This is a genomic window from Gracilimonas sp. B-17 (assembly GCF_056857935.1).
This window is the reverse complement of record NZ_JBSXOA010000009.1, coordinates 104,696-124,727: the sequence shown is the minus strand read 5'-3', so window position 1 is coordinate 124,727 and position 20,032 is coordinate 104,696. Positions and strand designations below refer to the sequence as shown.

The window sequence follows — 20,032 nt, the reverse complement described above, 5'->3', positions numbered from 1 at the left end:
CCACGTTATGATAGTTTTAAAGTAAAACAGGTACCTTCATCAGGTTTAGTGGAAACATCTAGAAAACCACTGTGCGCTTTTATAATATCGTTGGTAATGCTTAACCCCAACCCGGTTCCTTTCTTGCCTTTAAAGAGGCAAAAGGGTTTTGTCTATACCTTCTTTATGCTTGCTAAGGACATTATCAGTAATTTCTATGAAAGTTGCTTGTTTCTTCTTAAAAGACTTAATAGTTGATCCTGTAAAATATTTTTCACTAAAATATTTAGTGATAGATACAAGTCATATGGGTCCATAATCGATTTTCAAAAAAGTGGACTGTTAAATAATGCTTCGCGTAGGTCATTGTATCTAGCTTTCCATAAACTGCAAGAATAAAGTTTAGTGATAGGCCTAAATCACTCTTTGTATTAACTTATACCGCCGGGATCAGTAAAATTTAGGTTAGTTCATTAAGCTGATTTATCGTTTTCATGATATGTTTAGATCGCAATGAATTTTGTATCCAGCTCTGAATCTCTGGATCAGATTTCCTGATCAAAATAAGAGTGGATTTAAGGCTGAAATTACCATCAGATTGTAGTGCCTTTAAAATTGAAGACCCGCCAATTACATCAGGTTTTGAGGTGTATAGTACAAGGCCTACTTCCTTATTATTTAAAATTGTTTGAACAGATTGTTGGTCAGAGGCTATTAATACCATCACCTTATCTCCAAGGTTATTTTGAAGTTCCGATACGATTCCATTGAGTAGTGGATGAGGGAAGGAAATCACCAATATTGTTCTATTACGAGATGTTTCAACCGAATCCTCAAATGTAGGACTACAGTATGATTCAGTAAAAAAATCTGCTTCCAGCCTCACATATTCAGACGCTTTGTAATCTTCCGCTTTTGATCCTTTTGTACTCAGGTTCTGAATCAAAGACCATGATCCGTTATGTATCTTATATTTCATGAAGTCAGGATTAGGCATTACCTTACATGTTTGCAGGTAATGGGAAAATATAATGGTGTGCCTTTCAGCTCAGAGATCCCACTTTTAAATATTCCGTTGAGTGTTTAGTCACAGTATTGTAGTTATGGCTCAGTCTCAGGCTGGTGCGTTCGGTTGCTGATTTTGTGTTTATAATAGGTTCGAAAATCTTTCCACAGTTAACAGCTCAGAAGAAAATATTTAAGGTTTAATAATGGGTGATCGGAAGAACCTGACCTTCCGATACACCCGGTATCAGCAATTTGAAAACAGTTTTTAAAAGCTATACTTCTGTTTATGAAATAAATCTACCTTCGATTCTTTGTAGCAGGGTTTAATTTGACCCTACTGTTCCACCACCACCGCCAGATCTATTAAATGATGAAAGAAGCAGGCTGGTATCAGACTCAAACGATAAATTTGTTACTGCAGCAGCTTCAGTTGTAGCGCTGTTCATTAATATGGAGTTACCAATAATTGGATTTGATGATACTGCTGCTGCTGATCCTGATTTAAGTATCAGGGTGTTAAATTCATCAATTGGGACACCATTCTCGTCAACTGCTCCGTTACCACTTACCACATTAAGTTTGGCTGCAAGTAATTCAGCAAGTAGTATTTCATATTCTGTACTTTTATTTCGGATCGTGAGTATTTCTTGTGCCTTAGCTATTTTATCCGTTCCGAATTGAAATGAATAGGTAAGCCCTAAATTTTCAATTTCCACAAGAAAACCTAATAACCTGGTTCTTGTGAAGATGGACTGCTTTCCTTTGTCTGAAAATTTAAGTTCGTCTGCCCAAAACTCAGGGTCTTCCGTTCTCAGTTTGATGATTTCTTGCTCAAAATCACTTATGATCTTTTGTGTTTCAGCCTTAAAGCCCAGGTTTAACCCGGATACGTTACCGTTATCAACAGTAAAGTTGATCTCAGGGGGATTAGTTGTTGGACTGAAATTCTCAAAAAGGACAGGATCACTTTCTGGTTTAAGTTTAACAGAAAAGTCTTTTGAAGCACTGCCAGTATAAACACTAAATGAATATGATCCGTCTGCAGAACTTTCATTCACTGATACTTCATTATTGCCTTCTAGAAGGTAAACAGTCACGTCATCTATGCCATCTTCACCCAGGTCCTTGGTTTGATTTCCATTTTCATCCACATAAATAATGCCGGAAAGAGTATAGATTCCTTTACATGCACCGGGAACCTTTTTTGTTACGATGTTACCTGTACCACTATCCTGAATCGTTGCATCTACCATTCCTGTAGGTTGATTACCACTGTAAGTAAAGCTGTAATCTCGGCTATTATTTGAACCAATTGAATTTGTCCAGGTAATATTGGCACTATTCATAGTACTGGATTCTCGGGGAGAGTAGTCAACCAAATCTGCACATGCAGGGGTTTCAAAAGATAAGTAATTAAACCCCGTTGCATCGTCACTTCTACTTACGGTATAAGAAAAGGTCGAGGTATTAGAAACTGAATCGTAATTATTTCCATTGAATTTAATATTAAAATTCAGGATCTGAATTATCTCTGATTCATCTACACCTATTACAGAAGATGCGGACGAAGATTGCAAAACAAGATTTTCCGACTTCGACACTTCTGAAACAGGGTTTTGATATTCATTACATCCGTAGAACAAAAACCCCAGCATAAATAAGATTGACAGCGGTGTGATTTTTTTACTAAAAAATCCCAAAAAATTGAACTGTACTTGATTTAAAGTATTCATTTAAGCACCCATATATTAGTTTGAGCCGTTTTCAATTATTTACGGCTGTATTTGAGGTGCCAATGTACTTCATCTGAACCAGATGGCATTATATCTGTGTCGCAATTTGTTGCATTTAGGTCTTTTGAATAGTCAGTGAAGAAGTGCAGAGTTCAGAAATGCGTTATTTCTGTGAATTCATAAACTCAGTGGGAGTTTGGTCAAAATAATCCCGGAAGACGCGAGAGAAATGAGCTACGCTTTTAAAGCCGGTAGAGTAAGCAACTTCACTTATAGTTCCGGTATTCTGCATCAATAGTTGTGCACCAAGTTCAATTCGGATTCGGCGAATCATGGAGCTTGGACTTTCACCTGTAAGTTTAGTCAGGCGGCGATGAAGGTTAGAGCGACTTTGGTTTAGTTTATCAGCCAGTATTTCAACAGAAAAATCTTCGTTGCTTAAATGATTCTGTATCTGATGCTTTACGGCCTCAAGGTAGATCTCATCTGCAGATTTTATTTCTACCTTATCGTGGTGAATTTTTGCGTGACCATTTAAAGTTGGTGGCAGTTTGAAGTAATGCTGTAATCGCTTTTGATATTTAAATATATTCTCGATCCGTACTAGGATTTCACGGATGTTAAAAGGTTTTGTGATATAATCGTTTGCCCCAATGCCAAGTCCTGAAAGCTTATCTTCAGCTTCAACCTTTGCTGTTAGCAGGATGACAGGGAGGAAATTGATCTCTGGATTTTTTCTGATTTGCTTTAATAAATCAAACCCATCACCATCAGGCATCATAACATCTGAAATAATAAGATCCGGCAATTCTTTCTCAATGATTGATATTGCTTCTGTTCCATTTGTTGCTTCCATCACGTTATAAGTTTTACTGAGATGAGTGTGCAGATAGGAACGTATATCCGAATGATCATCAACAACTAATATCGTTTTACGAATGGTATTTTCAGAGTCAGGTCCTTTATCAAAAGTTTGGGGTGGTATTTTGGAATTCTGTTTACGGATCATTCCGTCAATTGACGTCAAATCAGTCGTATAAGGATTGGTAACATCATTCGCTTTCTCTGTAGACCCGGTTAATGAAATCCTGACAATAAAATTACTTCCTTTACCAATTTCACTTCTGACTTCAATTTCACCACCATGCAAGAGAGTCAGTTCTTTTGCAATGGAAAGCCCGATTCCAGTACCAGGCTGCAGTTCTGATTTTTGAACCTGATAAAACCTATCAAATAACTGTTTCTGATGTTCCTCTGAAATTCCATCGCCGGTGTCACGGATGCTTATTTCGGCCATTCCGTTCACTTCTGTTAGTTGTAAGGTAACTGTACCAGTTTTGTGAGTAAATTTAAAAGCGTTTGAGAGTAAGTTGGCGATAACTTTGTCAAAATGTGCGTCATCAAAAAGGGCATTTATGGGTTTTGGAGGCAGATCCAGAACAAAACTGATACCCCTTCGCTTTGCTGTCGGTACAAAAGGTTCGGACAAAGTTTTTAGATAGTTTGACAGATTCCCTGACTTCATGTGCAGTTCAAATTTCTTATTTTCGAGCCGTGTCAGGTCCATAAGTTGTCCAACCAGTCGAAGAAGCCGGCGCGAATTACGAATGGCGAGATCGATTTGATCGAGAGCATTTGTCGGGAGTTCCCCATAAGCTCCATTTTTAAGATCCTGTAAAGGCCCAAGAGTCAGGGTTAGTGGTGTTCGGAACTCATGGCTGATGTTTGCTATAAATTTGTTTTTCTCCAGATGGAGTTTTCTGAGAGATTCTGTGTTAACTCTTTCAAACTCCAGCTGATTTTTCAGATTGAACCTGTTCAGTTCATAACGTCTCAATAAATAAAGCCCGATCAAGAACAGGAAAGAGTACATGATATAGGCCCACCATGTGTGCCACCAGGGTGGAGTTACAATTACAGAAAGAGATAAACCCTCCTCATTATAAATTCCATCATTATTAGAGCCTTTTGCTCTGAATGTATACTCTCCAGATGGGAGGTTTGTGAAGGTTGCGGAAGCTAGATTCCCGGATAAGATCCAGTCTTCATTTAGACCTTCAAGCATATAGGCATACTGATTTTTTCCAGGTGCCGAAAAATCGAGTGCAGCAAATTCAAAGGTAATCACATCATCATGATGGGATAAGGTGATGTGATCAAGGGCAGGAATTGCAGCGTGTAACATTTCGGGATCTGATCTGTTAGAGATCGCTCGGTTACCCAGCTTTATGCCAGTAAGTACCACGGGGGGCTGGTGCGAATTATCTTTTATTTGATTTGGGTAAAAATAATTTAGGCCTTGTATTCCCCCAAAGAACAGTTCCCCGCTTTTACTTTTGAAATAAGCGCCGGTATTAAATTCATTGCTTTGAAGGCCATCAAACACATCAAAATTCCGAAACCTTCCTGTTTCTGGTTTGAACCGAGAGAGTCCTTTATTGGTGCTAAACCAAAGGTTGCCATCATCATCCGGCAGTATGCCATAAACTACCTCATTCGGTAAGCCCTGCTTTACGGTAAAATGTTCAAATGTTCCGGCCCTGTAATCAAATTTATTGAGTCCGCCGGAGGTACCTACCCAAAGATATTTTTTTGGTTGAACAGGATCTTCAATAATGGATTTAATATGATTATTGCTCAGGCTATTGGATTGATCAGGATTATTTAGAAATTTTTTAAAAGTTTCAGTCTCGGGATCAAATCGTACCAGGCCGTCAGCCGTTCCTAACCAGAATATCCCGCCTATATCCTGGAAAATTACAGGTCTTGGTATTCCGATTGAGTGATCCGATAACTTATATCGGAAGTGTTTAAATGTACCCGTTTGTTCGTTGGTCAATATGCTAAAGTAGTTGTGTGTGGCAATCCAGATGGAATTGTCCCTGTCTTCAAAAACAGCATTGACCTCCTGATACTTCAAACCAGATTCAATTCCCGGAGTATATTTATAATGCCTTTGTTCGTTTGTAGACGGTTCATAACTGAATAAACCCTGGGAGGTTGCAAACCAAAGCAACCCATTTGATGCCTGGATCATGGAATAGGCACCGGTATTACCAAATTCATCTATCTGATCAGAGGTTGTTTCAAAGCTTTTGAGTTTTCCTGTTTCCCGATCCCAGTGGTAGAGGACATCGGCGCTGATCCATACATCTCCGGAATTATCCTCAAGGATTGAACGAATACTAAAACCAGCAATCCTGGAGGAGGGATCCGGAGTTCTGACAAGGGTGTTAAATCGGTTTGCCTTAAAATCGAGGATATTAATTCCGAGCCCTGATGTGCCTGCCCATAGAATTCCGGTTTTATCAATTAATAGGCTAGAAATAATATTATAGCTGAGGGATCGAGAGTTAAGCGGATCGTGCCTGTAATAGCTGTATTGTTTCGTTGACGGATCAAATTTCATCAATCCAGCGACTGTTCCCAACCAAAGATGACCTGTATGATCTTCTACAATGATATGAATGCTTCCCCAGCCATATTCGAGTATCTCATACTTATTGGGATAGAATTCGTAATCACCGGAATTTCGGTCAAACTTTATAAGGCCACTAGGCGCTCCGATCCAAAAATCTCCAGCACGGCTTAAATGCATTGAAGTAATTTTGTGCTCACCTGATCCTGCAGGTGCTTCCGGGTGTTTGGTTTCAAAAACAGTTCGGGTAAATGTTGCACTGGATTCATGAAATTGATTGAGACCTTCCTCTGTACCAACCCAAAATGTTTGATTTTCATCAAAAAACAGATTGCCAATTCGGTTACTGTTCAAGCTAAGATCGTCGGCCGGATCATGCAGAAACCTCCTAAAGTTATAATTGCAGCTTTTGCTGTCATCAACGAGGACGTTAAATAGTCCGTCACCTTTGGTTGCTATCCATATACTTCCATCTGGACCTTCAGCAATATCCGTAATTTCGTTGGTTATCACATTCTCACCCAACTTATTAACCATTGAAATTTTACAGAAGACCCCACTTTCCCTTTGAAAAACATTTATATCACCCGATAATGAACCGGTCCAGATAACTCCCCGGCTGTCTTCAAGCAACCGTGATACATACGCATCTGAAATTGTGGTTGAATCGAACGGATCGTGCTGATAAACAACAAAATTACGCCCATCGTACCGATTAAGTCCATCTTTTGTGCCAAACCACATGAAACCCTGCTTATCCTGCAGCATTGAATAAACGGCGTTCTGAGAAAGGCCGTCATCAATAGAAAGATGACGGAAGGTTACTTGCTGCGAAAAACCTTCCCTTGCAAGCAAGCAGAATATTAACATGAAAATCACTTTCATAAACTGCATTTGGATTTAAATTTCGATATAAGCTTGTTTAACTTCCTTAGAGGAGGTCCTTCAACTTTGCTGCTACCGCGGTATTGAAATTCTAAACGTACTTCCCTTATCTGGTGTGGTATTGATGGTTAAGTTCCCCCCATGAGCTTTAATGATATCATTCGTTATACTAAGTCCAAGCCCCGTTCCCTGGGTACCTTTTTTTGTGGTAAAGAATGGCTGCAAAATTTTATCCTTTACTTCTTTGGGAATTCCGGGCCCGTTGTCTTCAATGTCGATAAAGACTTCCCCTCTTTCAGCCTTAGTTCGAACCGTAAGTTCAGGTTCATAACCATCTGAAGCCTGATCGCTGAAAGTTGACAGCTTTTCCCGCATTGCATCAAATGCATTGTTGGTTAGATTTATGACGACACGGGAAAAATCTTCAGCGATGAGTGGCACGGTCCCAGTATTTTCATCCAGTTGGTAGACGATATCTACATTGATAGCATCTTTGTTGGCCCGCATTCCATGAAAGGTGAGATTGACAAATTCTTTTACCAAGGCATTCAAATTGGTCGGCTCCATTTTTCCCGAACCGCCCCGGCTGTGTTCCAGCATCGATTTGACAATGGAATCGGCACGACTTCCGTGCTTGTGGATGGTTTTAAGGTTGACTTCGATGCCTTTTAACAACTCCAATATCTCTTCTATGCCTTGGTCCTGTAAGGGCACATTGCGATACGCCATTACCTCATCTCTGATTTCCTCGATCAATTCTACTGACAGCTCCGAAAAATTGTTCACGAAGTTCAGCGGGTTCTTTATCTCGTGGGCAATACCGGCGGTGAGCTGGCCAAGGGAGGCGAGTTTTTCCTGTTGTACCAGTTGGTCTTGAGCCTCTTTCAGGTTCTGATGGGTCACTTCCAGTTTTTTATACGCTTCTTCTATAGATTTTGCCTGTTCCAATTCTTTTTCCCGGACTTTTTCCCTTTCTTTTTGAACTAATCTTTTCCTTTGATATCGATCTACAGTCCAAACTCCGCTGATTAAAACGATCGTATAAAGTAAAAAAGCCCACCATTGAAGAAGCATCGGAGGGGATACAAAAAATGAGTAGGTTGCCGGCGAAAGCGAAGCTATATTACTTTCATTAACAGCGCGAACCTCAAAGGTATACTCTTTCGGCAGGAAAACAGCTGGCAAGTTGGTATAATTTATTCGTGTTTGGTCTCTCATAGAAGACCATTCGTCTTCAAATCCAAGCAAACGGGTCTGATAACTGATGCCACGCTCGTTACCAAAGCTTAATGCTGAATAATGAAAAGTAAATTGATTGCGCTCGCCCTGCTCTTCTTCTGTTACAACTTTTTCAATTATTACCATCGGAGGTTCGACATTTCTGTAGTCCATTTCAGGATCATAAATTGCTACTCCTTTGGCTGTTCCATAATAAACAACACCACTTTGATCAATATCTACGGAACCGTAGTACCATACTTCATTATCAATGAGTCCATCTCGCCGGGTCACAGTTCTTAAAACTTTTCCGGAAGCAGGGTTTATCTCGGCGAGCCCAAAGTTTGTTCCAACCCATAAGTTTTGGCTGGTAGGTGAAATTTCAAAGCTGGTGGCATTGTTGGCGGGCAATCCATCTTCAACATTTACTAAATATTTTATCTCCAAAGTGGTTGGATCTAATGCATGAAGACCAGCAGAGTTACCAGCCCAAACCAGGTCGTTTGTCCATAGCATTTTTTCGATCTGATTATTTGGAGCACCGTTTTCAGTAGACCATACCTGATCAAAAAGATCCAGCGGATCGTCTGTAGTTGTTACCATTTTAAGAACTTGAAGGGAAAAAGGCTCTTTAGAACGGTATATGCCACGATCTCGTGTTCCTAACCAAAGATATCCTTTATCATCTGTAATTACAGAATGATAGATCACCGGAGGAAGTCCAACTGATTGCCCAATCGTGTAAAGTGTTTCTTCAGCTACCACATACACTTCATGGTATCCGGGAAACCAAAGTGTAGAAACAGCATTCGGTTCTGTACTTTTAAGCCTGAGTTTAATTTTTTCAGCGGCAAGAATGCTTGAGGTATTGTAATTGGTTAATACAGCTGGTTGTTCAAAGAGTTGAATTTCATTCGTAGAAGCTATGTCATTGAGTGGAGGCTTTTCTACTGATGAAATACTGCTAAGGCCTCTGGTAGTACCGATCCATATCCGACCGGAATCATCAGATTCTAATCCATTGACCCAATTATTTGGCAATCCCATATTCTGATCAATGGCCACTGAATGATATTCATCTGTTATACAGGCAACCCCACCCTCACTTGTTCCGGCAAAAAAGTTACAATCAAACGAGCTTATTTCTGCATAATGGACACTCCCTATTGATGATCCCGGTAGTATTGGTTCTTCTCCGGAAAAGGAGGTCGATGTTAGGTTTTTGAAGGCACCATAATTGTATCTAAGTTTCGAAGCACCACCTGACTGTGCGATCCAGATATTTTTTTCCCGGTCTTCAAACACATTATATACAACATTGCTAAGAAGGCCATCTAAAATTTCGATCCGCTCTTTTGATGGCAGGCTTTCATTAATTTGAGACATCTTAAGTATTCCATCGCCCTCACTTGAAACCCAAATATTTCCTCTGGAATCTGCTGTTATATCTATAATACTACTTGAGAGAGTCGAATCTATTATTTCAAAGGCTAACCTGTTTTCAGTATTATTCTTGTACCACAGTCGTCCCTTTTGGTCGCCTCCCATAACATTGTACTCAGAGTCTATGTATAATGCATTTATAGTTGCTGAGTCTTCGGTTTTATATGCAGCGTATTCTCCGGATTTGTCATAAAGAAGCAATACACCATCTGGTAAAGAAACCCAAACATTCCCATTGCCGGCAGCCTCAATTGCACGTACAGGAGAATTCTCACTCTTCTCCGGCATCACAGTAGATATGGTATCAGCGGTAAATGTTCCAGATAATGAATAGCTATATCTAATTATCCCCAGGTTATCTGTACCCACCCACAGTCTGCCCTGACTATCAAGAGACATTTTATTAAGATTCACGGAGCGATCAAAAAGTCCAATTCCGTCAATTTCTGTTACAAAATTAACAGATTCCCCCGTTTCATAGTCTGTTAGTGGTTTTTCAGAAGCAACCAATCCGGCATTTGAAGTAACCCAAAGCCTGCCTTTTGAATCCTCACTAACTTCCCACACTGACAGATCTCGAAGCCCATCTTGTATACCATATAACTCCATGCTACTGCTATTATATCTGACCAATCCAGAGGAGTAAACAGAAAACCATAAGTAACCAATCTTGTCCTGATATATGTTATGAACCTCAGCAGAAGGCAGGGGATTTACCTCACGGTCAGGAGTATAGTGAGTAAATGGCATACTTTGAGCTACCAAGTCGGGGGATTGGAGAGCTAAAATCAGGTAAGCGAGAAACTTCAGATTTCTATTTATGCTAGACATTTCAATCATTACGAGTTTCTCCCGGTAGTATGATACTAAATGTACTTCCTTTATTTGGTGTGGTATAGATGGATAAGTTACCCGCATGGGCTTTGATGATATCGTTCGTTATACTAAGTCCAAGACCTGTTCCCTGGGTACCTTTCTTTGTGGTAAAGAACGGTTGTAGAATTTTATCCTTCACTTCTTTGGCAATGCCGGGCCCATTGTCTTCAATTTCAAGGATCACGCTTGTATCAGACTGTTTTGTTCGGATCTTTAGCTGCGGTGTGTATTCTTCTGAATGTTGAAATTCGGATTCAGAATTCAGTTTTTCACGCATCGCATCAAAGGCATTGTTGCAAAGGTTTACGATCACCCGGGAAAAATCTTCTGCAATAAGCGGCACCATTCCAATATCATCATCCAGGTCATATTTCAGGTCTACATTGATAGGCTTTTTGGAGGCCCGCATTCCATGGAAGGAAAGGTTTACATATTCTTTGACCAATGCGTTCAGGTCACTCGGAGCTACCTTGCCTGTTCCCCCACGGCTGTGCTCAAGCATGGATTTTACGATAGAGTCAGCCCTCGTTCCATGTTCATGGATCTTCCTGAGGTTTGTATCAATGTCACCAAGAATATCAAAAGCTTCACTGATTCTTTCGGTATCCTTTGTGGTGAGTTGATCGCTAAGTGCTGAAAGTTCTTCTTTTGTTTCATCGATCAGTTCTATACATAGCTCTGAGAAATTATTTACAAAGTTGAGGGGATTCTTGATCTCATGTGCGATGCCGGCAGTAAGCTGACCAAGAGACGCTAGTTTTTCCTGTTGAACCAGTTGTTCCTGCGCAGCTCTCAGCTCTTCAAGGGCTGACTGTAACTTCTGGTAGGCTTCTGCATTCTGGATCGCGATACCCACATTGGCCGCAATGGTTGAAAGCAGCCTTTGATCAGATTCACTGAACCTGTTTTCCTGCTCTTTGCTCTGTACACTTATCACACCCAGTGAATGTTTACCCGCCCGAATAGGAACTCCAAGATAAGATTCTACCATCTTTCCTTTTTTCTCTGCCTTTATCTTATCATAGGTTTCATCAAGGTTTTGATTTACCAGAAGCGGCTCTTTACTTGTGATGATCTTTTCAGTGATCCCATTACCAAATGGTCGGGATTCTGCTTTATCACCGTAATAGTAGGGGAAGTGAAGCATATTGGTTTTCTGGTCATGAATAGCCAGATAGACAATATCAGCCTTGAAGGTATCCTTCATTTTATCACCTACCAGTTTGAATAAGGCATCCACTTCTAATTGTGATACAATAGCCTTACTGATACTATTTACGGTTTGAAGTTCAGCGGCACGTTGTTCCGTTTCCTGTAAGAGTCTGGATGTTTCATTGAACAAACGTGCATTTTCGATGGCCACGCTCATACTGTTGGTTAGTGTGGTGAGCAAGCGAATGTCAGACTCTGAAAAGGCGTGTTCCTCATCCACATTTTGCAAGCTGATAGAACCGACGACCTGATCACCAACGATCATTGGGACAAAAATGGCTGACTTTGGTGGTAAGCCCTTACTTATACCGGCCTCAGTATCTCCGTATTTTTTTGCTGTCTCTATGTAATCTTCATTTATAAAGATTGGTTTCTGATGTTCTATCATATGTTTGTTGGCCCAAATGAAGGGCCTTGGCTCCATATAAAGCCGTTTACCGTTTTCGATGGCATATTCCCAGTTTTCCAGACTTTTTTCGTGGTCAAAAGTGCGGATCAACATGGTTGAGGTATTCAGGACATCACAAATTCGGTCTCCTACCAGGGTATAAATAGCTTCCATATCCATTTCGCGAACCAACCCTTCCTGCACACTGTTGATCACAGCCAGTTCGGCATTACGTTGCTCGGTCTCGGCCAAAAGACGTGTAGTTTCATTGAATAACCTCGCATTCTCAATAGCTACACTCATGCTATTTGCCAGAGTACTCAATAGCCTAACATCAGAATCGCTGAAAGCATGTTCACGGTCATTATTTTGAAGAGTCAGATAACCTCTTACTACTTCACCCACAGTCATTGGAACATATAAAGCTGATTTTGCCAACCTGGTACCGGGTACCGGTTTAATTCTTTCTCCTTTGATCTTAGAGAGTATCTCAGCAGCATTTTCCTGAATATTCAGGACGGTTTTTTCATGAATGATCTTTTCTCTGATCTTATCATATGACCTTACTTTGGGGTACATTCTCGCCCCGTCTTCAAATAGGTATTTCCAATCCTCTGTCTTGGCCTCATGGTCAAAAGTCACAATACCGGTCACCTGAGCATCAAATAATTGATGTATTCTATTTCCAACCAGATCATAGATGCCCTGCATGTCCATTTCAGCAACCAAGCCCTGCTGCACGCTATTGATCACAGCCAATTCGGCATTGCGTTGCTCAGTCTCGTTAAACAGGCGGGCATTTTCCAAAGCCACGCTCATACTATTTGCCAGCGTACTCAATAGCCGTACGTCACCGCTACTAAACGCATGTTCACGATCCAGGTTTTGAAGACTGACATAACCCCGAACCGTTTCACCGACAACCAGGGGAACGAAGACCATTGATTTCGGAAACTTTGTGCCGGGGACTGCTGTAGGTGACTGGCCTGTAATGGTTGTGTAAGCCTCCCGGGCATTCTCTTCTACATTGATCAACTTTCGGGTATTGATCAGACGTTGCCGGATTTTGTCGTAGGGTCTGGAACTTGGGTATAACCTTTCGCCATTTTCAAATAAGTATTTAAAGCTTTCGGTATGATTTTCATGGTTGAAGGTGGCAATAGCCGTGACCTGAGAATCAAAGAGATCCCGGACTTTGATTCCAACCAGGTCATAGATGCCCTGCATATCCATTTCGGCAACCAGGCCTTGTTGTACACTGTTGATCACAGCCAGCTCGGCATTACGTTGCTCAGTCTCGTTAAACAGGCGGGCGTTTTCAAGGGCTACACTCATGCTGTTGGATAAGGTGCTTAACAACTGAACATCTGAGTCTGAAAATGCATGTTCACGATCCAGGTTTTGCAAGCTGACGCACCCCATAACCGTATTGCCGATGGTTAGAGGAACAAATAGTAAGGTCTTTGGCAAACGTGTTCCGGGAACGGCCACATGTTTATCCCCGGTGATCTTAAAGATGGCGTCATCCGCATTTTCCCTGATATGTAAAATGGATTTATTATAAATGATCCACTTTCTAATATTATTCAGGGGGCGTGATTCAGGATATAATCTTTCACCATCTTCAAACAGATATTTAAAATGTTCGAGTTCAGTCTCATGGTCAAACGAATAGATGCCGGTTACCTGAGCGTCAAATAACTTTCGAAGACGCTCCCCAACCAGGGTGTATATGTCATCCAGTTCTTTTTCAGCTACCAGCGCTTCCTGTACACTATTGATGACAGCGAGTTCAGCCTCACGTTGCTTTAGTTGTTCAGCAATTTGTTGATTATTTGACATGGCTTTTGGAAAAAATGATGGTTTTAGAGTACCACTGTAAAAGTAGAACCCTTATCGATCTTGGTATCTATAAGTAGTTTGCCTCCATGTGCTTTTATGATGTCCCTGGTGTTACTAGGCCCAAAGCCGGTTCCTTTATTTACTATTTATCTCATAAGAGACTTCATAGTATACTCCTGGTGCAGAATCGTTTTCATTTACATATAAACCCTAACAAAACGAGGGGTCTTACCCGGTTTCATCTCTATCCGTTTGGATAGAAACCATAGCAACTTCATTTAAATACCCATTTTGAATTATCATGACTACGGTAGAAAGGCTCAAAAAAGATTCAGGAGAAAGCTTTTTGAATCATACCCATGGTAACTGACGGAAAGTAATTATGTGATGAATATAGCTAAAATGAGTTAAAAGGCTAATTTAAAAGTAAGTGTTATCAGAAATCACTCTTGAATTTGGGTAAGGCCAGATGACAAGAGGCGACCCTTAAATAAATTAACTTCATCAACAATTTATTTGCGATCAATAATTTGCATTAATTTGAATACGCTGCTTCTCAGGTATTTATATTTCATTTCTTTTACTAAAACAAATACTTTCAGCAGAATCACTCTCAACTCATAATCAGCGATAATAGATTTTTCGGTATGCGAGATAAAAAATATGTTTATGCGGTATCATTGGTTGTGGCATTGGGCGGCTTTCTCATGGGGTTTGATGCTTCCGTTATATCGGGAGTAAACCGATTCATAGAACTTGAATTTGATCTTTCTAAGATAGAATTAGGTTGGGCCGTTGCTTCCCTTACACTAAGCTCTACAGTTGCAATGTTCATAGCAGGTCCTTTAAGTGATAAGTTCAGCAGAAAACGCGTTTTGAGTGCTGCAGCTATTCTTTACACCATCTCAGCGATCGGTTCTGCTTTGGCTCCCTCGTTTATGTTTTTAGTGATCGCGCGAATGATCGGTGGATTGGGAGTTGGCGCCTCACTAATAGTGGCGCCCATGTATATTGCTGAAATGGCTCCGGCTAAAAACAGGGGGAGTCTGGTCTCATTGAACCAATTGAATATTGTATTGGGTATATCGGTAGCCTTTTTTACCAATTATATGATCCTGCAGCTGGGCAAGTCTGATCTATCCTGGGTGCAGACCCTGCAGATCGACGCCTACAACTGGCGATGGATGTTAGGCCTGGAAACTGTGCCTGCGGTCTTGTATTTCGTCGGACTGTTTTTTGTACCTCGAAGTCCACGTTGGCTGATCATGAAAGGAGAAGACGAAGAAGCTCAGGTAGTATTGAATAAAGTAAACAACAAAGAAAAGGCTCAGGAGGCCTTTTCCGCCGTTAAAGAAAGTTTTGAGGCTGAGAAAGATCAGAATAAACGCTCCATACTTGATCTGTTCAAACCGGCGCTCAAGCTGGTCCTTCTGGTGGGCGTAGTAATAGGGATCCTTCAACAAATAACAGGGATCAATGCGGTTTTCTTTTATGCCCCTATGATATTTGAACAATCGGGGATCGGGACCGATGCTTCTTTTGTGCAGGCTATTCTTGTTGGACTGACCAACCTGGTGTTTACAGTTCTTGCCATACTCTTTATTGACAGGGTAGGGCGTAAGCCGTTACTTATATTTGGGTTAGCGGGCATTGCTCTGTGCATGTTTATTCTTTCCTACGAGTTCGATAAAGCCACCTATACGCTTCAGCCTGAAACGGTGATCGAGCTCCCTGAAGCCATCAACCAGCAGCAGATAAGCCCAATGGTAGGGGTGACCTATGAAAGTGACCTGGCGTTTAAAGAGGCTCTTGCAAACACCTTAGGAGAAGATATGGCTCAAAGCTATGAGTCACAGCTTATCACTCAGGCAACAGATATCAATGCGACCCTTATATTGATCGGAATTATTGGGTTTGTGGCTTCTTTTGCCATATCAATTGGTCCGGTGATGTGGGTGCTGTTCTCTGAAATATTCCCTAATTACATAAGGGGATTAGCTATTTCATTTGTCGGGCTGATCAACTCAGGAGTTAGCTTTGGAGTGCAACTGGTATTCCCCTGGGAGCTGGCAAACCTTGGCAGTTCCCTTACTTTTTTGATCTACGGTGTATTTGCAGCCGCGGGATTGCTATTTGTGATCTGGATCGTACCTGAAACAAAAGGCAAATCTCTGGAGGAATTAGAGATCTATCTGGCTAAATAATTAAGTGAGTTGGTTTATGCTTCAAAAAAGGATACTTAATGAATACCCACATTTTACCCGATTAAAATAGCAGATTTTTTGTATTATCAAATCGAAGAGCGGAGTTGTAGGTGGATTTTAATTCAGCTTTTTATTTTGTTGCCATTCAATTAAATCAAATAGGAATAGTATGAATTACAATATTTCGGAAAAATATAATTGCGTCATTATCGAACTAAAAGGTAATGTTATGGGGGGACCTGATGCTGAGATTTTCCGGGATGAACTCCATAAACTTATTGAGCAAGGCAAAAAGGAAGTAGTGGTAGACCTGGGTAAAGTGAAGTTTATGAATTCTTCCGGGCTGGGGATACTCATTGGAGGCCTGACCACAATGAAAAATGCAGGCGGAGAATTGGTGATCTGCCAGGCAGATAAAAAGATCGAGAGCTTATTAATGGTAACACAGTTAATTAAGGTGTTCAATCATTTCCGGACTCTGGATCAGGCTGTGGCTCATTTCGAGAAAAAATAAATATATAAAAAAATCCTGCACTGTATGACCAATGCAGGATCCAGATTATATTGGATCAACCGTTTGGATAATTTACCAAACGGTTTTTTTATTTTTAATTAACTAGTAGCGATACTGATCAGACTTGTAGGGTCCGGTGATCGGAACACCAATATATTCAGCCTGGTCTTCAGTCAGTGTTTCCAGTTCTACACCGATCTTGGATAGATGCAGCCGGGCAACTTTTTCATCCAGTGATTTCGGTAGTACGTGAACACCTGGGGCAAACTCTTCAGGCCGATTCCAAAGTGCGATCTGAGCCAGTGTCTGGTTGGTGAAACTGTTACTCATTACGAATGATGGATGTCCGGTAGCATTACCGAGATTCATCAATCTACCTTGTGAAAGCAGAACCACTTGTTTGCCACTGTCGTTAAGTGTAAATATGTCAACCTGTGGCTTGATGTTCTCTTCTTTTGAATTCTTTTTCAGCCATGCAACATCGATCTCGTTATCAAAGTGACCAATGTTACCCACAATGGCTTTATCCTTCATTTTCTTGAAGTGTCGGTCTTTGATGATGTCCTTATTACCGGTTGCAGTAACAAAGATATCACCTTCCTCAGCGGCATCGTCCATTTTTTTGACCTCAAAGCCATCCATCGCGGCTTGCAATGCACAGATCGGGTCTATCTCGGTCACGATCACGCGGGCGCCGGCACCTTTGAGTGAGGCTGCAGTACCTTTACCTACATCACCATAACCGGCAACAACGGCTACTTTTCCGGCCATCATTACATCTGTGGCACGGCGTATAGCATCAGCTGCTGATTCCTTACAGCCGTATTTGTTGTCAAATTTTGACTTGGTTACTGAATCATTCACGTTGATGGCAGGTAGAGTGAGGGTTCCTTTTCGCTCACGCTCTACTAAACGCAGAACGCCTGTTGTAGTTTCCTCAGAAATACCATTGATACCATCCACCAATTCCGGATATCGATCAAGCACCATGTTTGTTAGGTCTCCGCCGTCATCAAGAATCATATTCAATGGCTGACCATCGGGGAAGTAGAGGGTTTGTTCGATTGCCCAGTCAAATTCTTCTTCAGTCATACCTTTCCAGGCATAAACCGGAACACCGGCTTCTGCCATTGCGGCAGCGGCATGATCCTGAGTGGAATAGATGTTACAGGATGACCATGTGACATCAGCTCCGAGCTCGATCAAAGTTTCGATCAAAACAGCCGTTTGTATGGTCATATGAAGGCAACCTGCGATACGGGCCCCTTTCAATGGTTGTTCATCTTTGTACTCCTCACGCAGTGCCATTAATCCTGGCATTTCTGCTTCAGCCAGTTCGATCTCCTGCCGACCATAATGGGCCTGAGATATGTCTTTAACTTTATATGGTAGTTTCTCTTCTTTTACTTCAGGCATGTTGTTTATGATGTTTTATGTTGTTCAATAATTTCTTTTGCATCGTTATAATCATTACCGGATAGTCCCAACTCAGATTTTATCAAGTATCCTTCAGGATCAATAAAGACCTTAAAGGGAATACCTAACGTGATAACCTCGGCTCCAACTCTGTTTTTATCCAATATATATTTAAATGTATAATCATTGTTGTTCTTGAAATTAACAACATCCTCCTCAGAATCGGAATTATTGAGATTCACTGCAAGCATGACAAAATCATCGTTATACTCTCTTTGCAGAGAATCCATAGCAGGAAAAACCTGTAAACACGGACTACACCACGTTTCCCAGAAATCGACCATGACTACTTTTCCTGCAAAATCTTTAATGGAGACTTCATTTCCTTCCAGGTCATAAAAGGTGGCATTCCAGATCACCTCATCAATATGAGTATCCTGTTGACTCAGGTCCCTGGGGTTTTTTCGTGCATCGCATGCAGATAATAGCCCTATTAAGATCAATCCAAAGATTGGTAAAATAAGTTTTTCCATACAGAATGTTGTTTGAGTAGCTTTGTTGCGATTATAACCAAATTAAGATAAGGTTTAGTTTCGTGAATTATGAACTAAAACCACAAACTGGTCGATTAGGGTAAATGAATAAAGAAGGGTCAATTTTTGATTTAATAATCATATCTTTAGTGATATGAAGTACGATTTTACAATTGTAGGGGCCGGCATTGTAGGCCTCTCGACGGCATATAAACTCTCACTCAAATATCCTGACTGCAAAATACTAGTTCTTGAAAAAGAGGACAGGGTTGCAGCTCATCAGACCGGTAAGAATTCTGGTGTCATTCATTCCGGTATCTACTATAAACCCGGAAGTTATAAGGCTAAAAATTGTGTAGATGGCCGGCATCAATTGGTAGAATTTTGCCATGCGAATGATGTAGCAATAGATATTTGCGGGAAAGTGATCGTTGCCACGGATGTGTCTGAAGTTCCTAAGTTGAAAGAGATCTACGAGAGGGGACTTCAAAATAAGATCGAAGGGATTGAATTGATAGGTGAAGATCGGCTGAATGAATTGGAACCACATGTTAATGGAGTCGCTGCGATCCATGTCCCATGTTCCGGTATCGTGGATTATGCCGGTGTTTGTAGAGTTCTTCAGAAGTTGCTTGAAGCCGGTAATGGTGAAGTAAGATTCAATCGAAAGGTTACAGGGATAGCCGAACAAGGAACGGAACTTATAGTCAGTGCTGGAGAGGAAGAGATCAGATCATCCTACCTGATAAATTGTGCGGGTTTGTACTCTGATCATGTTGCAAAAAGTGGTGGGGTAAAATCCCCGGTTAAGATCGTGCCCTTCAAAGGTGAATACTATGACCTGAAACCGGAAGCCGAATATTTGGTCAACGATCTCATCTATCCATTACCAAACCCTGAATTCCCATTTTTAGGTGTTCACTTTACAAGGATGGCTTTAGGCGGGATCGAATGCGGCCCCAACGCAGTATTCGCGTTCAAGAGAGAAGGTTATAACAAGCTCTCATTCGACCTGAGAGATACTATTGAAACGTTGAATTTCCCGGGATTCTGGAAAATGGCAAAAGAACACTGGCGAATGGGATTGGATGAGTACCGTCGTTCATTCTCAAAAAAAGCTTTTGTAAAGGGACTCCAGAAACTGATCCCTGAAGTTCGGGAGGAACACCTTAAAGTGTCCCCTTCGGGTATTCGCGCAATGGCACTTCAACGCAATGGGGAGATCCTGGATGATTTCTATTTTGAAGTAGCCGGCCGACAAATTCATGTGTTAAATGCACCGAGTCCTGCCGCAACGGCTGGATTGGCCATAGGGGATGAGATCGTTAGAAAAGTAGAAGATAATTTTGATTACGGAAACTAG

The 20,032-nt window shown here is 41.1% G+C and carries 10 protein-coding genes and 1 pseudogene; 3 read left to right on the top strand and 8 right to left on the bottom strand.

Going from position 1 to position 20,032, the window contains the following annotated elements:
• Positions 1–5 precede the first annotated feature (5 nt).
• The 6 genes and pseudogenes from AC13FX_RS02225 to AC13FX_RS02200 all read right to left on the bottom strand — a co-directional run.
• Positions 6–116 (bottom strand): annotated as a pseudogene (locus tag AC13FX_RS02225) (ATP-binding protein); the annotation flags it as partial.
• Between the two features lie 323 nt (positions 117–439).
• The gene (locus AC13FX_RS02220; RefSeq protein ID WP_482878795.1) at positions 440–958 is read right to left on the bottom strand and encodes a hypothetical protein; all 519 of its coding nucleotides are present in this window, start codon (positions 956–958) and stop codon (positions 440–442) included.
• A gap of 352 nt (positions 959–1,310) precedes the next feature.
• Entirely contained in the window at positions 1,311–2,564 is a 1,254-nt protein-coding gene (locus AC13FX_RS02215) for a hypothetical protein (RefSeq protein ID WP_482878793.1), read from the bottom strand.
• A 319-nt stretch (positions 2,565–2,883) separates the two neighbouring features.
• Positions 2,884–7,023: a two-component regulator propeller domain-containing protein gene (locus tag AC13FX_RS02210; protein WP_482878792.1), complete on the bottom strand. Its 4,140-nt coding sequence runs from the start codon at positions 7,021–7,023 to the stop codon at positions 2,884–2,886.
• A 72-nt stretch (positions 7,024–7,095) separates the two neighbouring features.
• Positions 7,096–10,515 (bottom strand): sensor histidine kinase, encoded by a 3,420-nt coding sequence (locus AC13FX_RS02205; protein WP_482878790.1) that lies wholly within the window; start codon positions 10,513–10,515, stop codon positions 7,096–7,098.
• 1 nt (position 10,516) lies between these two features.
• On the bottom strand, positions 10,517–14,002 hold the full coding sequence (locus AC13FX_RS02200) for a GAF domain-containing protein (RefSeq protein WP_482878789.1): 3,486 nt from the start codon (positions 14,000–14,002) through the stop codon (positions 10,517–10,519).
• Positions 14,003–14,649: 647 nt separating this feature from the next.
• Between AC13FX_RS02200 and AC13FX_RS02195 the strand changes: the two genes are divergently transcribed.
• Positions 14,650–16,206, top strand: a complete 1,557-nt coding sequence (locus AC13FX_RS02195; RefSeq protein ID WP_482878787.1) for a sugar porter family MFS transporter — start codon at positions 14,650–14,652, stop codon at positions 16,204–16,206.
• A gap of 169 nt (positions 16,207–16,375) precedes the next feature.
• Complete coding sequence (locus AC13FX_RS02190) at positions 16,376–16,720, top strand: STAS domain-containing protein (RefSeq protein WP_482878786.1); 345 nt, start codon at positions 16,376–16,378, stop codon at positions 16,718–16,720.
• A 102-nt stretch (positions 16,721–16,822) separates the two neighbouring features.
• Here AC13FX_RS02190 and ahcY read toward each other — a convergent pair whose 3' ends face one another.
• Positions 16,823–18,136: an adenosylhomocysteinase gene (gene ahcY / locus AC13FX_RS02185; protein ID WP_482878785.1), complete on the bottom strand. Its 1,314-nt coding sequence runs from the start codon at positions 18,134–18,136 to the stop codon at positions 16,823–16,825.
• A 5-nt stretch (positions 18,137–18,141) separates the two neighbouring features.
• On the bottom strand, positions 18,142–18,669 hold the full coding sequence (locus AC13FX_RS02180) for a TlpA family protein disulfide reductase (protein ID WP_482878784.1): 528 nt from the start codon (positions 18,667–18,669) through the stop codon (positions 18,142–18,144).
• A 154-nt stretch (positions 18,670–18,823) separates the two neighbouring features.
• Between AC13FX_RS02180 and lhgO the strand changes: the two genes are divergently transcribed.
• Positions 18,824–20,032, top strand: a complete 1,209-nt coding sequence (lhgO, locus tag AC13FX_RS02175) for an L-2-hydroxyglutarate oxidase (RefSeq protein WP_482878783.1) — start codon at positions 18,824–18,826, stop codon at positions 20,030–20,032.

Coding starts and splice junctions, on each gene's coding strand:
- AC13FX_RS02180 (WP_482878784.1), bottom strand. CDS start 18,669: ATGGAAAAACTTATTTTACCAATCTTTGGATTGATCTTAATAGGGCTA.
- AC13FX_RS02195 (WP_482878787.1), top strand. CDS start 14,650: ATGCGAGATAAAAAATATGTTTATGCGGTATCATTGGTTGTGGCATTG.
- AC13FX_RS02200 (WP_482878789.1), bottom strand. CDS start 14,002: ATGTCAAATAATCAACAAATTGCTGAACAACTAAAGCAACGTGAGGCT.
- AC13FX_RS02190 (WP_482878786.1), top strand. CDS start 16,376: ATGAATTACAATATTTCGGAAAAATATAATTGCGTCATTATCGAACTA.
- lhgO (WP_482878783.1), top strand. CDS start 18,824: ATGAAGTACGATTTTACAATTGTAGGGGCCGGCATTGTAGGCCTCTCG.
- AC13FX_RS02205 (WP_482878790.1), bottom strand. CDS start 10,515: ATGTCTAGCATAAATAGAAATCTGAAGTTTCTCGCTTACCTGATTTTA.
- ahcY (WP_482878785.1), bottom strand. CDS start 18,136: ATGCCTGAAGTAAAAGAAGAGAAACTACCATATAAAGTTAAAGACATA.
- AC13FX_RS02220 (WP_482878795.1), bottom strand. CDS start 958: ATGAAATATAAGATACATAACGGATCATGGTCTTTGATTCAGAACCTG.
- AC13FX_RS02210 (WP_482878792.1), bottom strand. CDS start 7,023: ATGAAAGTGATTTTCATGTTAATATTCTGCTTGCTTGCAAGGGAAGGT.